Below are 13,210 nucleotides of genomic sequence, written 5' to 3' on the forward strand. Positions count from 1 at the left end.
TATGTTATTGCCAAAACGCGTAAAATACCGTCGTGAACATCGCGGTAAGATGAGAGGGATGGCTAAAGGCGGACGTGAAGTTCATTTCGGAGAATTTGGACTTCAAGCTCAAGAAGCTTCCTGGATCACTAACCGTCAAATCGAAGCAGCTCGTGTAGCGATGACTCGTTACATGAAGCGTGGAGGTAAAGTTTGGATCAAGATCTTCCCAAGCAAACCTTACACTGCTAAGCCGCTTGAAGTACGGATGGGTTCCGGTAAAGGTGCTCCTGAAGGTTGGGTAGCAGTCGTTAAACCGGGCAAAGTATTGTTTGAAATCTCTGGTGTATCTGAAGAGGTGGCAAGAGAAGCATTGCGCCTTGCAGCACACAAACTTCCAATCAAATGTAAGTTTGTAAAAAGAGAGGAAATTGGTGGTGAAACAAATGAAAGCTAATGAAATCAAAGATCTAACCACTGCTGAAATTGAACAAAAACTAAAATCTCTTAAAGAAGAACTATTTAATCTTCGTTTCCAGTTAGCTACTGGACAACTTGAAAATACAGCTCGCATCCGTGAAGTTCGCAAATCGATCGCTCGTATGAAAACAGTTGTTCGTCAAAGAGAGATCGGTGTCACTAATCGATAATGAATGGAGGTTTGCATAATGAGCGAACGCAACCAACGCAAAGTCTACACTGGCCGCGTAGTATCCGACAAAATGGATAAAACCGTAACAGTCGTTGTAGAAACCTATAAAAAGCATTCTTTATACGGTAAACGCGTAAAATACTCTAAAAAGTTAAAAGCTCATGACGAGCTGAATGAAGCTAAAGCAGGCGATGTAGTACGTATCATGGAAACTCGTCCACTTTCAGCTACAAAACGTTTCCGTCTTCTAGAAGTAGTAGAAAAATCAGTAATCATTTAATTTTGTTCGGATTAAGTTAATTCCGAAGGGAGGTACCGTACATGATTCAACAAGAATCTCGTTTAAAAGTCGCTGACAATTCAGGTGCACGTGAAGTTCTAGCTATTAAAGTACTAGGTGGTTCTGGACGTAAATATGCTAATATCGGCGATGTTATAGTTTGTACCGTTAAACAAGCAACACCTGGAGGCGTTGTTAAAAAAGGTGAAGTCGTTAAGGCTGTTGTTGTTCGTACAAAACGTGGTATGCGTCGTCCTGACGGTTCTTACATTCGTTTCGATGAGAACGCATGTGTAATTATCCGTGACGATAAGAGCCCACGTGGAACTCGTATTTTTGGACCTGTTGCTCGTGAATTACGTGATAACAGTTTCATGAAGATCGTTTCTCTAGCTCCAGAAGTTTTATAATAGTTAAATTTCGTAAAGCCTTTCAAGGAGGTGCCAAGCTAATGCATGTTAAAAAAGGTGACAAAGTCGTAGTCATCTCTGGTAAGGACAAAGGCAAACAAGGAACAATTCTTGAAGCATATCCGAAACAAAATCGTGTGCTTGTTGAAGGAATTAATATTGTGAAAAAGCACTCTAAGCCATCTCAAGTTAATCCACAAGGTGGAATTATCAGCCGAGAAGCTGCTATTCACGCATCCAATGTAATGCCTCTTGATCCGAAAACAGGTAAACCGACTCGTGTTGGATATAAGATTGAAAACGGCAAGAAAGTACGCGTAGCTAAAATATCAGGTGAATCTTTAGATAAATAAGTCATAAATGAAGGGAGGTACACGAAGCAATGAGCCGCCTTAAAGAAAAATATAACAGCGAAATTACACCATCATTAATGGGTAAATTCAACTATCAATCAGTAATGCAAGTACCAACTATTGAAAAGATCGTTATTAACATGGGTGTTGGTGACGCAGTATCTAACTCAAAAGCTTTAGATACAGCAGTTGAAGAATTAACACTTATCGCTGGTCAAAAACCAGTAATAACTAAAGCTAAAAAATCAATCGCAGGATTCCGTTTGCGTGAAGGTATGCCTATCGGAGCGAAGGTTACACTACGTGGAGAACGTATGTATCAATTCCTTGATAAGCTAGTATCTGTATCTTTACCACGTGTACGTGATTTCCGCGGCGTTTCAAAGAAATCTTTTGACGGACGTGGGAACTATACATTAGGTATTAAAGAACAACTTATCTTCCCTGAGATTGATTACGATAAAGTGAGCAAAGTTCGTGGTATGGATATCGTTATCGTAACGACTGCCAACACTGACGAAGAAGCTCGTGAACTACTTACTCAAGTTGGAATGCCGTTCCAAAAGTAATCTCTAAATAAAGGGAGGCGAAATCGTGGCTAAAAAGTCTATGATCGTAAAGCAAAAACGCGAACAAAAGTTTAAAGTACAAGAATATACACGTTGCGAACGTTGCGGCCGTCCACATTCTGTAATACGTAAATTTAAACTATGTCGTATTTGTTTCCGCGAACTTGCACATAAAGGACAAATTCCTGGCGTTAAAAAAGCTAGCTGGTAAAACCCGAGTTTGGGAAGGAGGTAAAATAAAATGGTCATGACAGATCCTATTGCAGATATGCTTACTCGCATCCGTAATGCGAATATGGTTCGTCACGAAAAGCTAGAAGTTCCTGCTTCAAAGATCAAAAAGGAAATTGCTGAGATCTTAAAGCGTGAGGGCTTCGTACGTGACTTTGAATTAATCGAAGACAACAAACAAGGTATCATCCGTATCTTCTTAAAATACGGTGCAAACAACGAACGTGTTATCACTGGTCTTAAACGTATCAGCAAACCTGGTTTGCGTGTATATGCAAAAACTGGAGAGGTACCACGCGTTCTAAACGGTTTAGGTATCGCAATTGTTTCTACTTCTCACGGAGTTTTAACAGACAAGGAAGCTCGCTCTAAACAAGTTGGCGGAGAAGTTTTAGCATACGTTTGGTAATACATTTTCACAAGAATGGAGGTGCACAATATGTCTCGTATAGGTAAAAAACCTGTTGAAATCCCTGCAGGCGTAACAGTTACTGTAAACGGAAGTGAAGTAACTGTTAAAGGCCCTAAAGGTGAATTAACTAGATCATTTAATCCTGATCTTACAATCGTTGTTGAAGAGAACGTGGTAACTGTTACACGCCCGTCTGACGAGAAAGCTCACCGTTCTTTACACGGTACTACTCGCGCTCTTATCGCTAACATGATTGAAGGAGTTTCAAAAGGATTCGAAAAGTCACTAGAACTTATTGGGGTTGGGTACCGTGCTCAAAAGCAAGGTACTAAGCTTATCCTTAACGTAGGATATTCTCACCCTGTAGAAATAGAACCAGAAGCAGGCGTTGAAGTCGAAGTTCCTTCTAATACAAAAGTAATCGTTAAAGGTGCTAGTAAAGAACGTGTAGGTGCTCTTGCAGCTAACATTCGTGATACTCGCCCACCTGAACCGTATAAAGGTAAAGGTATCCGTTACGTTGGCGAATTCGTTCGTCGTAAAGAAGGTAAAACTGGTAAGTAATGCTGCTTAAGTAAACGAAAGGAGTGACGTAAATGATTACGAAGCTTGATAAAAATGCTACTCGTCAGAAACGCCATGCACGTGTACGTGCAAAGATTTCTGGAACGGAAGCTCGTCCTCGTTTAAATGTGTTCCGTTCAAACAAACACATTTACGCACAATTGATTGACGATGCAAAAGGCGTAACATTAGCAAGTGCTTCAACTCTTGATAAAGAGATTAGCATTGAAGCTGGTAGCAACGCTGAAGCAGCTCAAAAAGTTGGCGAACTTATTGCGAAACGTGCTATTGAAAAGGGTTTAAAAGCTGTGGTATTTGACCGCGGTGGTTACCTCTTCCATGGTCGTGTTAAAGCATTAGCTGACGCTGCTCGTGAAAACGGCTTAGAATTTTAATGGATAAGGAGGGACATATACAGATGCGTAGCATTGATCCTAATAAATTAGAACTTGAAGAACGCGTAGTTACCGTAAACCGTGTAGCTAAAGTTGTTAAAGGCGGACGTCGTTTCCGTTTCACTGCACTAGTTGTTGTAGGTGATAAAAACGGTCATGTTGGATTTGGTACTGGTAAAGCTCAAGAAGTTCCGGATGCAATCCGTAAAGCTATTGAGGATGCTAAGAAAAATCTAATTACTGTACCAATGGTAGGAACTACAATTCCTCACCTTGTGAATGGTCACTTTGGCGCTGGTCACATTCTTTTGAAACCAGCTTCTGAAGGTACAGGAGTTATTGCTGGTGGTCCTGTTCGTGCGGTCCTTGAATTAGGCGGAATTAGTGATATCTTGTCTAAATCATTAGGTACTAACACACCTATTAATATGGTTCGTGCAACAATCGAAGGATTGAAGCAATTAAAACGTGCTGAGGACGTAGCTAAGTTACGTGGTAAATCAGTACAAGAACTGTTAGGATAAGGAGGGAAATCGTATAATGGCTAATAAATTAGAAATTACCCTCACTCGCAGCTTGATCGGTCGTCCTGAAGATCAACGTGTTACAGTTAACACTTTGGGTTTACACAAAATGCATCAAACGGTTGTTCAAGATGACAACCCTGCGATTCGTGGTATGATTACCAAAGTATCTCATCTTGTTACTGTAAAAGAACAATAAAATAATTTTTAACTTAACAAGGAGGTGCCAACATGAAACTTCATGAGTTAAAATCTGCAGAAGGTTCTCGTAAAGAACGTAAACGTAAAGGTCGCGGTATTGGATCTGGTAACGGTAAAACAGCAGGTAAAGGACACAAAGGACAAAACGCTCGCTCTGGCGGCGGTGTACGCCTTGGATTTGAAGGGGGTCAAACTCCTCTATTCAGACGTTTGCCTAAACGTGGATTTACCAACGTTAACCGTAAAGACTATGCTATCGTAAATCTTGATACGTTAAATCTTTTCGAAGACGGTACTGAAGTAACTCCAGCTCTTTTACTTGAGACTGGTATCGTAAGTAAAGAAAAAGCAGGAATCAAGATTCTTGCTAAAGGAAACATTGAGAAAAAGCTTACTGTTAAAGCTCACAAATTCTCTTCTACTGCAAAAGAAGCTATCGAAGCTGCTGGCGGTAACACAGAGGTGATCTAATGTTTCGCACGATCTCCAATTTTATGCGCGTGGGTGAAATAAGAAATAAGATAATTTTTACCCTTCTCATGTTAATCGTCTATCGCATCGGTACATTTATTCCTGTACCGCATGTGAATGCCGGTTTTCTTGCTGAACAGGACCAAATGAGCGTCATCGGTCTTTTAAATACCTTTGGCGGCGGAGCACTGCAAAACTTCTCTATTTTGGCGATGGGGATCATGCCGTATATCACGGCATCAATCATCGTACAGCTATTACAGATGGACGTTGTTCCAAAGTTCACTGAATGGTCGAAACAAGGGGAGGCAGGGCGCCGTAAATTGGCTCAATTTACACGTTACTTCACTATTGTCCTTGGATTTATCCAAGCTTTGGGTATGTCTTATGGATTTAACAATATGTCGGGTGGCTCGTTAATTGAATCTCCTGGGGTTGCAACATACTTGCTTATTGCGACTGTCTTAACGGCAGGAACAGCTTTTCTTTTGTGGTTAGGAGAGTTGATTACTGCTAAAGGTGTCGGTAATGGGATTTCCATTATTATCTTTGCTGGTATTGTATCTAGTTTGCCTAATACGGCCAACCAAATCTATGCACAGCAGTTTGAAAATGCTGGGGACCAACTATTCTTACGAATTGTAACCATTATCCTTATCATAGTAGCAGTATTAGCAATCGTGGTTGCTGTAATCTTCATTCAGCAAGCATTACGTAAGATTCCAATCCAATATGCCAAACGTGCTGCGGTGGGTCGTACGCAAATGGGTGGTCAATCTACCCATTTACCATTGAAAGTAAATGCTGCGGGTGTTATCCCGGTAATCTTCGCAACTGCATTTATTATCACTCCAACAACGATCGCCTCTTTCTTCGGGAAGAATAGCGTGACTACTTGGATTTCAACAAACCTTGATTATACTAAGCCAATTGGCATGATCATATATGTTGCTCTTATTATTGCCTTCTCATATTTTTATGCGTTCATTCAGGTTAATCCTGAGCAAATGTCTGAAAATCTGAAAAAGCAAGGTGGCTATGTGCCAGGGATTCGTCCAGGTAAGAGTACACAAGAATATTTAACTAGTGTTTTATATCGCTTAACGTTCGTTGGCTCTTTATTCTTAGCAGCCATTGCCGTTTTACCGGTATTCTTCATAAAGCTTGCTGATCTTCCACAATCTGCTCAGATTGGCGGAACTAGTTTGCTAATCGTAGTCGGGGTTGCCCTTGATACGATGAAACAGCTAGAAGCACAACTAGTGAAGAGACACTATAAAGGCTTTATAAAGTAATGAGTTCTGGGAACGATATGTTCCCTTTACCCATTATAGAGTTTGAGGGGGAAGAACATTGAATCTAGTTTTAATGGGGCTACCGGGTGCTGGTAAAGGTACTCAAGCCGAAAAAATCGTAGAAAAATATAACATCCCTCATATTTCTACTGGAGATATGTTCCGAACAGCTATCAAAGATGGAACAGAATTAGGTCTAAAGGCTAAATCATTCATGGATAAGGGCGAATTGGTTCCTGATGAAGTAACCATCGGCATTGTTCGTGAGCGTTTAAGCAAGGAAGATTGCTTAAAAGGATTTCTACTTGATGGTTTCCCACGTACTGTGGCACAAGCAGAAGCTCTTGAAAACATTCTTGCTGATTTAGATCGAAAAATTAATTTTGTAATTAATATCAATGTTGATAAAAGCATCTTAATGGAAAGATTGACAGGTCGTCGCATTTGCAAATCTTGCGGTTCGACATATCACCTTGTTTTCAATCCTCCAACAAAAGAAGATGTATGTGACCGTTGCGGCGGAGACTTATATCAACGTGCTGACGATAATGAAGAAACGGTTCAAAATCGCTTAGATGTGAATTTGAAACAAACTAAGCCACTTCTTGATTTCTACGGAGAAAAAGGGTACTTGGTCGACATTAATGGACAGCAAGATATTAATAAGGTATTTGAAAACATTGATGTGCTACTTGATCCATTGCAAAAATAATCATTCTTGATAATTTATGAAATCCTGCCATTTTAAAACTTCCTGTTTAAATATGGTGCATTCCTTTCATACAAAGGGTATAATGGATTTCGCAACGGCATTTACACATTTATCGATCAGGTTCTTGCACTTGGTATTCCCTGAATTGGGCGATTACGTTTTAAGTAATCTTCATGGACATATCCGGTCGGCAAAATTGTTGAAGAAATGCAACGACTCTAGTAGATTTCCTAAAGAGTCGTGATAAAGAGGGTAGAAAGTAGCTATGCCAGGCGTGCGCCTTTCAAACATCTCCCATGCTATTCAAGCCTATGTCGAGACTAATTGCTTCTCTTTTTTTGAGAGTATGTCGGTCACGGAATCGGTCAAGACTTACATGAGGACCCATAAAATCCTCATTTCGGTCCAGCTGATAAGGTCCTCAGTTAAAGCCTGGTTCTACAAAAATGGTGAATACTTGATGCAGAATTGTAAGACTTTTGAGGATAATTGGACTGGAGTAAAGTTGACGGAAAGATGTGTACCTGTAATAGGTTCACGCATAGAGAAGGGAGAATCACTTTAATGGCGAAAGACGATGTAATTGAAGTAGAAGGCACAGTACAAGAGACTTTGCCAAATGCAATGTTTAAGGTAGAATTAGAAAATGGTCATACTGTTTTAGCTCATGTATCCGGTAAAATTCGTATGCACTTTATTCGCATTTTGCCTGGAGATAAAGTTACGGTTGAGCTTTCCCCGTATGATCTAACTCGCGGCAGAATCACATACCGGTTTAAATAATTCCGGTTACGCTCCGATCTGTATAAGGAGGTTAGATAGCAATGAAAGTCAGACCATCAGTCAAACCAATCTGCGAAAAGTGTAAAGTTATCCGCAGAAAAGGTAAAGTTATGGTTATTTGCGAAAACCCTAAACATAAACAAAAACAAGGCTAAATAGAAGGAGGTGCACTCAAGCATGGCACGTATTGCTGGAGTAGATATTCCCCGTGACAAACGAATTGTTATCTCATTAACATATATATATGGTATTGGAAAACAAACAGCGATTAAAATTCTTGCAGAAGCTGGTATCTCTGAAGAAACTCGCGTTCGTGATTTAACGGAAGACGAATTAAACAAAATTCGTGATATCATTGACAAGTTAAAAGTAGAAGGCGATCTACGTCGTGAAATTTCCCTTAACATCAAACGTTTAATGGAAATCGGTTCATACCGTGGTTTACGTCACCGTCGTGGTCTTCCTGTTCGTGGACAAAACACAAAAAACAATGCACGTACGCGTAAAGGACCTCGTCGTACAGTAGCTAACAAGAAAAAATAATTAGTAAAGGAGGTTACTTTTCATGGCACGCAAAACTAATACACGTAAACGTCGTGTGAAAAAGAATATAGAAACTGGTATTGCACATATTCGTTCAACATTCAACAACACTATCGTTACTATCACTGATGCACATGGTAATGCTATTTCTTGGTCAAGTGCTGGAGCATTAGGATTCCGTGGATCTCGTAAATCTACTCCTTTCGCTGCACAAATGGCTGCAGAAACTGCTGCTAAAACATCTATTGAACATGGTATGAAAACTCTTGAAGTTACAGTTAAAGGACCAGGTGCAGGACGTGAAGCTGCTATTCGTGCACTTCAAGCTGCTGGACTAGAAGTAACTGCAATTAAAGATGTAACTCCAGTACCACATAACGGATGTCGTCCGCCAAAACGTCGCCGTGTTTAATTTTTCTGTATAGATTTTGTATTCCTGTCAATAATGGGATATAATACTGAGTTTGCGTTCTTACAGAAGATTAATTTTTCAGTTGTTGCGCACAGCGGGAACGTATACATGGGGAATTTCGGTTAAGTGACAAGCTTACTTACCGGGGTTTTGACGTTTTGAAGGAGGGTTTGTTGATGATCGAAATAGAAAAACCAAAAATCGAAACGGTTGAAATCAACGACGATGCCAAATTCGGTAAATTCGTCGTAGAGCCACTAGAGCGTGGGTATGGTACAACATTGGGTAACTCCTTACGTCGTATCCTATTATCCTCACTCCCAGGTGCTGCTGTCACAGCTATACAAATTGATGGAGTGCTACATGAGTTCTCAACTATTGAAGGCGTCGTAGAAGATGTAACTTCAATCATCCTTAATGTGAAAAAGCTAGCTCTAAAGATTTATTCCGATGAGGAAAAGACGCTAGAAATTGACGTTTCGGGTGAAGGAGTCATTACGGCTGCTGATATCACTCATGATAGTGATGTAGAAATTCTTAACCCGGATTTATATATTGCTACAATCGGTAAAAACGGTCATATGCGTATGCGCTTATCTGCACGTCGCGGCCGCGGCTACACTCCTGCTGTTCAAAACAAGAGAGAAGATCAACCTATTGGTGTAATTCCAATTGATGCTCTTTACACTCCAGTTTCACGCGTAGCTTTCCAAGTGGAAAATACACGTGTAGGACAGTTGTCTAACTTTGACAAGTTAACGTTCGATGTTTGGACTGATGGCAGTACGGGTCCGCAAGAAGCGGTAGCACTTGGAGCTAAGATTTTAACAGAGCATTTAAATATCTTTGTTGGGTTAACTGATGAAGCTCAAAATGCAGAAATCATGGTTGAAAAAGAAGAAGACCAAAAAGAGAAAGTTCTTGAGATGACTATCGAAGAATTGGATCTTTCTGTTCGCTCTTATAATTGCTTGAAACGTGCTGGAATCAATACCGTTCAAGAGCTTGCTCATAAAACGGAAGAAGATATGATGAAAGTTCGTAATCTAGGTCGTAAATCACTTGAAGAAGTGAAAGCGAAACTAGAAGAATTAGGCTTAGGTCTTCGTAAAGACGACTGATAACATGGCGGAATCATCCATTATGTTGTGAGCCTTGTACTAGACACACAATATAGAACTTCAACAAAGGAGGGAATCTCTAATGGGTTACAGAAAGTTAGGACGCACTAGCGCACAACGTAAAGCATTACTTCGTGATTTAGCTACGGATCTTATTATCCATGAGCGCATCGAAACTACTGAAGCACGTGCTAAAGAATTACGTTCTGTAGTAGATAAAATGATCACTCTTGGTAAACGTGGTGACTTGCATGCACGCCGTCAAGCTGCATCTTTCATCCGTAACGAAATCGCTGACGCTGAGAAAGGCACTGATGCCCTTCAAAAGCTATTCAGTGACGTTGCTCCACGTTATGAAGAACGTCAAGGCGGATACACTCGTATCATGAAAGTTGGTCCACGCCGCGGTGACGGTGCACCAGTCGTGGTTATTGAATTAGTTTAATAACAACGATGAAAAAGGGCAGGACAAAGGAATATACTCACTTGTTCTTTGCCCTTTTTCTTTTTTTATTTTTAATTCTGTATGTTAGAAATTCGCATTGAGTGTTACGATGGCTGGCGAAACCTTATATATAAGGGAGCCTTCACGTCTAGCTCAAGCATCCCTTCCCGCTTTTGATAAGCGATTCAATAAGATAACCTGTTTTTCGTAACAGGACTGCTCTAAGCTGCTCTTAATTTACCGAAAATTCTTTCGGTGGAAGGGGTGCAGCGTTTTTTTATATGTTCAGAAATAAATATAGCTAGTTCATTGATGTTTTTATTATTGAGCCGAGTTAGTAAGATGAGTGCAGTCGAGGATGAGGAGGGCCACATGAGTAAGAAGCTGGTTTCTTTAAATAATATTATATTCAAATATGAGGGGCAGTCTCGAAACGCCTTAGATGATGTTTCTTTTGATATTTATCAAGGGGAGTGGCTTGCAATTGTTGGTCATAACGGTTCCGGCAAGTCGACTTTAGCGAAATTGTTGAATGGACTTCAGTTCGCCCACTCAGGTGCAATTTTGATTAATGATCAAACATTGACAGAAGAAACAGTTTGGGACGTACGAAAAAAGATTGGTATGGTTTTTCAAAATCCCGATAATCAGTTTGTAGGCACTACAGTTCAGGATGATGTGGCTTTTGGTTTAGAAAACGCCGGTGTTTCTCAGCAGGTTATGGTGGAGCGTGTTCATGGTGCACTAAATAAGGTTAAAATGAATGCCTTTCTTAATCAAGAGCCGCACCATCTATCCGGCGGTCAAAAGCAGAGAGTGGCTATAGCCGGTGTTATTGCCTTGCAACCAGATATAATCATTTTAGATGAGGCAACTTCCATGCTTGACCCAAGAGGCCGTGAAGAAGTGCTTGAAACGGTTAGACAATTAAAGCAGGAAAATGAGATTACCGTCATATCCATTACCCATGACCTTGAGGAAGCTGCGAAAGCTGACAGGATGATAGTCATGAATCAAGGCCGGTTATTCCGTGAAGGGACTCCAGAGGACATCTTTAAACTAGAGGATGAATTGATTGCGCTTGGACTGGATATACCTTTTTCGGTGAAACTAAGCAAAGAACTGCAGAAAAATGGCATCCGTGTCGTGAATGGGCATTTGACAGAGGAAGAGTTGGTGAAGGATTTATGCGAATTACACTCGATGATGTAGAGTACCGCTACCAGGTGAATACTCCATTTGAACATTTGGCCCTTCATGATGTCAATATATCGATGGAATCGGGGACGTATACAGCAATCATCGGTCATACGGGTTCAGGTAAATCCACGCTACTGCAGCATCTAAATGCTCTCCTGAAACCGACTAAGGGGCAGGTCATCATTGGCGACCGTACGATAGAAGCTGGAAGAAAAGAAAAGCTTTTGAGACCAATTAGAAAAAAAGTAGGGATAGTCTTTCAGTTTCCCGAACATCAACTTTTTGATGAAACGGTCGAGAAGGATATATGTTTTGGGCCGATGAATTTTGGAGTCTCTGAAGCAGAGGCTAAAGAACTGGCCAAAAAGGCCATCGTTCAGGTAGGCCTTAGTGAAGATATCCTTGATAAGTCTCCTTTCGATTTATCCGGTGGACAAATGCGTCGAGTGGCGATTGCTGGTGTCTTAGCGATGGAACCTGAAGTATTAGTATTAGATGAGCCGACGGCTGGGCTTGACCCGCGTGGTAGGAAAGAAATCATGGATATGTTCTATCAATTGCATAAAGTGAGAGGCTTATCGACTATATTGGTGACCCATAGTATGGAAGATGCCGCTAAGTACGCGGACGATATCATCATTATGCATCAGGGGACCGTTTTTCGGAAAGGAACGCCTCAAGAGATCTTTTCTCAACCGGAACAATTGATTGAGTTGGGATTAGATGTGCCGGACACGGTTCGCTTTCAACTTAAACTTCAGAAAGAGTTGGGTGTTCGCTTTGATCATCCCTGTCTCAACATCGAGGATTTGGCGATAGAAATCGATAAAGCCATGAAACGGGGGAACCGCTGATGCTTGATAAAATGATTATCGGGCGATATGTCCCTGCTGACTCTGTGGTGCATAAAATGGATCCGAGGGCAAAGCTATTGCTGGTGTTCCTTTTTGTCTGCGTGATTTTTTTGGCGAATAATGTAGTTTCTTACGCCCTTCTTGCAGCATTCACAGTATTGCTGATTGCCTTATCAAAGATTCCGCTTCGTTATCTTTATAATGGTTTAAAACCTATTCTATTCTTAATCATCTTCACCTTCCTTCTCCATATCTTTTTTACGAAGGAAGGGGAATTACTCTACGAATTTGGGTGGATAGAGATATACGAAGGCGGTTTAATTCAGGGCTTATTCATATCTGTAAGATTCACGTTATTGATATTGGTTACGTCGCTCCTAACTTTGACAACTACCCCTATCTCCATAACGGATGGAATGGAGGAACTTTTAGGACCTCTTAAGAAGTGGAAAATGCCCGTTCATGAGTTGGCATTGATGATGTCGATTGCCCTTCGGTTTATCCCGACACTTATGGAAGAAACGGACAAGATCATGAAGGCACAAACAGCAAGAGGGGTGGATTTCTCTTCAGGTCCCATTAAGGATCGAGTTAAATCCATTGTGCCATTACTGGTCCCTTTGTTTGTCAGTTCCTTCAAACGGGCGGAAGAGTTAGCAACTGCCATGGAATCCAGGGGATACCGTGGCGGGGAGGGCCGTACGAAATACCGGCAATTAAATTGGAAAATCAGTGATAGCCTGTTAATGGTATCAATGGCTGTACTTACAGTCATGTTATTCATATTACGTTCATAAGAGGTAA

At 40.8% G+C, this 13,210-nt stretch carries 24 protein-coding genes; all 24 read left to right on the forward strand.

Annotated elements, in window-relative coordinates:
• Position 1 precedes the first annotated feature (1 nt).
• The 24 genes from rplP (at position 2) to cbiQ (ending at position 13,203) form a co-directional block, all read left to right on the forward strand.
• Positions 2 to 436 (forward strand): 50S ribosomal protein L16, encoded by a 435-nt coding sequence (gene rplP / locus AC503W_RS00720; protein WP_402875698.1) that lies wholly within the window; start codon positions 2 to 4, stop codon positions 434 to 436.
• Positions 426 to 629: a 50S ribosomal protein L29 gene (gene rpmC, locus AC503W_RS00725; protein WP_034305010.1), complete on the forward strand. Its 204-nt coding sequence runs from the start codon at positions 426 to 428 to the stop codon at positions 627 to 629. The genes rplP and rpmC overlap by 11 nt, the downstream gene beginning before the upstream one ends.
• An 18-nt stretch (positions 630 to 647) precedes the next feature.
• Entirely contained in the window at positions 648 to 911 is a 264-nt protein-coding gene (gene rpsQ, locus AC503W_RS00730) for a 30S ribosomal protein S17 (protein ID WP_402875696.1), read from the forward strand.
• Positions 912 to 952: 41 nt separating this feature from the next.
• A complete protein-coding gene (rplN, locus tag AC503W_RS00735) occupies positions 953 to 1,321 on the forward strand; it encodes a 50S ribosomal protein L14 (protein ID WP_402875694.1) in 369 nt (122 codons plus the stop codon).
• A gap of 41 nt (positions 1,322 to 1,362) precedes the next feature.
• On the forward strand, positions 1,363 to 1,674 hold the full coding sequence (gene rplX / locus AC503W_RS00740) for a 50S ribosomal protein L24 (RefSeq protein WP_402875692.1): 312 nt from the start codon (positions 1,363 to 1,365) through the stop codon (positions 1,672 to 1,674).
• Between the two features lie 29 nt (positions 1,675 to 1,703).
• A complete protein-coding gene (gene rplE / locus AC503W_RS00745) occupies positions 1,704 to 2,243 on the forward strand; it encodes a 50S ribosomal protein L5 (RefSeq protein ID WP_402875691.1) in 540 nt (179 codons plus the stop codon).
• Between the two features lie 25 nt (positions 2,244 to 2,268).
• Positions 2,269 to 2,454 carry a type Z 30S ribosomal protein S14 gene (locus AC503W_RS00750; protein ID WP_402875689.1) on the forward strand — a complete coding sequence of 62 codons (186 nt, stop codon included), beginning with the start codon at positions 2,269 to 2,271 and terminating at the stop codon, positions 2,452 to 2,454.
• 30 nt (positions 2,455 to 2,484) lie between these two features.
• A complete protein-coding gene (gene rpsH / locus AC503W_RS00755) occupies positions 2,485 to 2,883 on the forward strand; it encodes a 30S ribosomal protein S8 (RefSeq protein ID WP_285769160.1) in 399 nt (132 codons plus the stop codon).
• A 30-nt stretch (positions 2,884 to 2,913) separates the two neighbouring features.
• Positions 2,914 to 3,450 carry a 50S ribosomal protein L6 gene (gene rplF, locus AC503W_RS00760; RefSeq protein WP_402875686.1) on the forward strand — a complete coding sequence of 179 codons (537 nt, stop codon included), beginning with the start codon at positions 2,914 to 2,916 and terminating at the stop codon, positions 3,448 to 3,450.
• A gap of 32 nt (positions 3,451 to 3,482) precedes the next feature.
• Positions 3,483 to 3,845: a 50S ribosomal protein L18 gene (rplR, locus tag AC503W_RS00765; RefSeq protein ID WP_402875684.1), complete on the forward strand. Its 363-nt coding sequence runs from the start codon at positions 3,483 to 3,485 to the stop codon at positions 3,843 to 3,845.
• 23 nt (positions 3,846 to 3,868) lie between these two features.
• Positions 3,869 to 4,369: a 30S ribosomal protein S5 gene (gene rpsE, locus AC503W_RS00770; RefSeq protein ID WP_402875683.1), complete on the forward strand. Its 501-nt coding sequence runs from the start codon at positions 3,869 to 3,871 to the stop codon at positions 4,367 to 4,369.
• A 16-nt stretch (positions 4,370 to 4,385) separates the two neighbouring features.
• Positions 4,386 to 4,568 carry a 50S ribosomal protein L30 gene (rpmD, locus tag AC503W_RS00775; RefSeq protein ID WP_402875681.1) on the forward strand — a complete coding sequence of 61 codons (183 nt, stop codon included), beginning with the start codon at positions 4,386 to 4,388 and terminating at the stop codon, positions 4,566 to 4,568.
• Positions 4,569 to 4,600: 32 nt separating this feature from the next.
• Positions 4,601 to 5,041 carry a 50S ribosomal protein L15 gene (gene rplO / locus AC503W_RS00780; protein ID WP_402875679.1) on the forward strand — a complete coding sequence of 147 codons (441 nt, stop codon included), beginning with the start codon at positions 4,601 to 4,603 and terminating at the stop codon, positions 5,039 to 5,041.
• A complete protein-coding gene (gene secY / locus AC503W_RS00785; RefSeq protein WP_402875677.1) occupies positions 5,041 to 6,336 on the forward strand; it encodes a preprotein translocase subunit SecY in 1,296 nt (431 codons plus the stop codon). The genes rplO and secY overlap by 1 nt, the downstream gene beginning before the upstream one ends.
• A 58-nt stretch (positions 6,337 to 6,394) precedes the next feature.
• Complete coding sequence (locus tag AC503W_RS00790) at positions 6,395 to 7,048, forward strand: adenylate kinase (protein ID WP_494915691.1); 654 nt, start codon at positions 6,395 to 6,397, stop codon at positions 7,046 to 7,048.
• A 564-nt stretch (positions 7,049 to 7,612) separates the two neighbouring features.
• Positions 7,613 to 7,831, forward strand: a complete 219-nt coding sequence (gene infA / locus AC503W_RS00795) for a translation initiation factor IF-1 (RefSeq protein WP_028390440.1) — start codon at positions 7,613 to 7,615, stop codon at positions 7,829 to 7,831.
• 41 nt (positions 7,832 to 7,872) lie between these two features.
• Positions 7,873 to 7,986 (forward strand): 50S ribosomal protein L36, encoded by a 114-nt coding sequence (gene rpmJ, locus AC503W_RS00800; RefSeq protein WP_003156543.1) that lies wholly within the window; start codon positions 7,873 to 7,875, stop codon positions 7,984 to 7,986.
• 22 nt (positions 7,987 to 8,008) lie between these two features.
• Positions 8,009 to 8,374 carry a 30S ribosomal protein S13 gene (rpsM, locus tag AC503W_RS00805; protein ID WP_063235804.1) on the forward strand — a complete coding sequence of 122 codons (366 nt, stop codon included), beginning with the start codon at positions 8,009 to 8,011 and terminating at the stop codon, positions 8,372 to 8,374.
• A gap of 22 nt (positions 8,375 to 8,396) precedes the next feature.
• A complete protein-coding gene (rpsK, locus tag AC503W_RS00810) occupies positions 8,397 to 8,786 on the forward strand; it encodes a 30S ribosomal protein S11 (RefSeq protein WP_040372575.1) in 390 nt (129 codons plus the stop codon).
• Between the two features lie 176 nt (positions 8,787 to 8,962).
• Positions 8,963 to 9,907 carry a DNA-directed RNA polymerase subunit alpha gene (locus AC503W_RS00815; RefSeq protein WP_402875674.1) on the forward strand — a complete coding sequence of 315 codons (945 nt, stop codon included), beginning with the start codon at positions 8,963 to 8,965 and terminating at the stop codon, positions 9,905 to 9,907.
• An 82-nt stretch (positions 9,908 to 9,989) separates the two neighbouring features.
• The gene (gene rplQ / locus AC503W_RS00820) at positions 9,990 to 10,352 is read left to right on the forward strand and encodes a 50S ribosomal protein L17 (protein ID WP_061440393.1); all 363 of its coding nucleotides are present in this window, start codon (positions 9,990 to 9,992) and stop codon (positions 10,350 to 10,352) included.
• A gap of 372 nt (positions 10,353 to 10,724) precedes the next feature.
• Positions 10,725 to 11,564 carry an energy-coupling factor ABC transporter ATP-binding protein gene (locus AC503W_RS00825; RefSeq protein ID WP_402875672.1) on the forward strand — a complete coding sequence of 280 codons (840 nt, stop codon included), beginning with the start codon at positions 10,725 to 10,727 and terminating at the stop codon, positions 11,562 to 11,564.
• On the forward strand, positions 11,540 to 12,406 hold the full coding sequence (locus tag AC503W_RS00830; protein WP_402875671.1) for an energy-coupling factor ABC transporter ATP-binding protein: 867 nt from the start codon (positions 11,540 to 11,542) through the stop codon (positions 12,404 to 12,406). The genes AC503W_RS00825 and AC503W_RS00830 overlap by 25 nt, the downstream gene beginning before the upstream one ends.
• Positions 12,406 to 13,203, forward strand: a complete 798-nt coding sequence (cbiQ, locus tag AC503W_RS00835; protein WP_402875670.1) for a cobalt ECF transporter T component CbiQ — start codon at positions 12,406 to 12,408, stop codon at positions 13,201 to 13,203. The genes AC503W_RS00830 and cbiQ overlap by 1 nt, the downstream gene beginning before the upstream one ends.
• Positions 13,204 to 13,210 lie beyond the last annotated feature (7 nt).

The sequence above is a fragment of the Peribacillus suis genome (genome assembly GCF_059384845.1).

Excerpts from the sequence above, each read along its gene's own strand:
- cbiQ (WP_402875670.1), top strand. The coding sequence starts at position 12,406 with ATGCTTGATAAAATGATTATCGGGCGATATGTCCCTGCTGACTCTGTG.
- infA (WP_028390440.1), top strand. The coding sequence starts at position 7,613 with ATGGCGAAAGACGATGTAATTGAAGTAGAAGGCACAGTACAAGAGACT.
- rpsQ (WP_402875696.1), top strand. The coding sequence starts at position 648 with ATGAGCGAACGCAACCAACGCAAAGTCTACACTGGCCGCGTAGTATCC.
- rpmJ (WP_003156543.1), top strand. The coding sequence starts at position 7,873 with ATGAAAGTCAGACCATCAGTCAAACCAATCTGCGAAAAGTGTAAAGTT.
- rpsH (WP_285769160.1), top strand. The coding sequence starts at position 2,485 with ATGGTCATGACAGATCCTATTGCAGATATGCTTACTCGCATCCGTAAT.
- rplF (WP_402875686.1), top strand. The coding sequence starts at position 2,914 with ATGTCTCGTATAGGTAAAAAACCTGTTGAAATCCCTGCAGGCGTAACA.
- rplX (WP_402875692.1), top strand. The coding sequence starts at position 1,363 with ATGCATGTTAAAAAAGGTGACAAAGTCGTAGTCATCTCTGGTAAGGAC.
- rpsE (WP_402875683.1), top strand. The coding sequence starts at position 3,869 with ATGCGTAGCATTGATCCTAATAAATTAGAACTTGAAGAACGCGTAGTT.
- rpmC (WP_034305010.1), top strand. The coding sequence starts at position 426 with ATGAAAGCTAATGAAATCAAAGATCTAACCACTGCTGAAATTGAACAA.
- rpmD (WP_402875681.1), top strand. The coding sequence starts at position 4,386 with ATGGCTAATAAATTAGAAATTACCCTCACTCGCAGCTTGATCGGTCGT.
- secY (WP_402875677.1), top strand. The coding sequence starts at position 5,041 with ATGTTTCGCACGATCTCCAATTTTATGCGCGTGGGTGAAATAAGAAAT.
- rpsK (WP_040372575.1), top strand. The coding sequence starts at position 8,397 with ATGGCACGCAAAACTAATACACGTAAACGTCGTGTGAAAAAGAATATA.
- rpsM (WP_063235804.1), top strand. The coding sequence starts at position 8,009 with ATGGCACGTATTGCTGGAGTAGATATTCCCCGTGACAAACGAATTGTT.
- rplN (WP_402875694.1), top strand. The coding sequence starts at position 953 with ATGATTCAACAAGAATCTCGTTTAAAAGTCGCTGACAATTCAGGTGCA.
- rplO (WP_402875679.1), top strand. The coding sequence starts at position 4,601 with ATGAAACTTCATGAGTTAAAATCTGCAGAAGGTTCTCGTAAAGAACGT.
- rplE (WP_402875691.1), top strand. The coding sequence starts at position 1,704 with ATGAGCCGCCTTAAAGAAAAATATAACAGCGAAATTACACCATCATTA.
- AC503W_RS00815 (WP_402875674.1), top strand. The coding sequence starts at position 8,963 with ATGATCGAAATAGAAAAACCAAAAATCGAAACGGTTGAAATCAACGAC.
- rplP (WP_402875698.1), top strand. The coding sequence starts at position 2 with ATGTTATTGCCAAAACGCGTAAAATACCGTCGTGAACATCGCGGTAAG.
- rplR (WP_402875684.1), top strand. The coding sequence starts at position 3,483 with ATGATTACGAAGCTTGATAAAAATGCTACTCGTCAGAAACGCCATGCA.
- AC503W_RS00830 (WP_402875671.1), top strand. The coding sequence starts at position 11,540 with ATGCGAATTACACTCGATGATGTAGAGTACCGCTACCAGGTGAATACT.
- AC503W_RS00825 (WP_402875672.1), top strand. The coding sequence starts at position 10,725 with ATGAGTAAGAAGCTGGTTTCTTTAAATAATATTATATTCAAATATGAG.
- rplQ (WP_061440393.1), top strand. The coding sequence starts at position 9,990 with ATGGGTTACAGAAAGTTAGGACGCACTAGCGCACAACGTAAAGCATTA.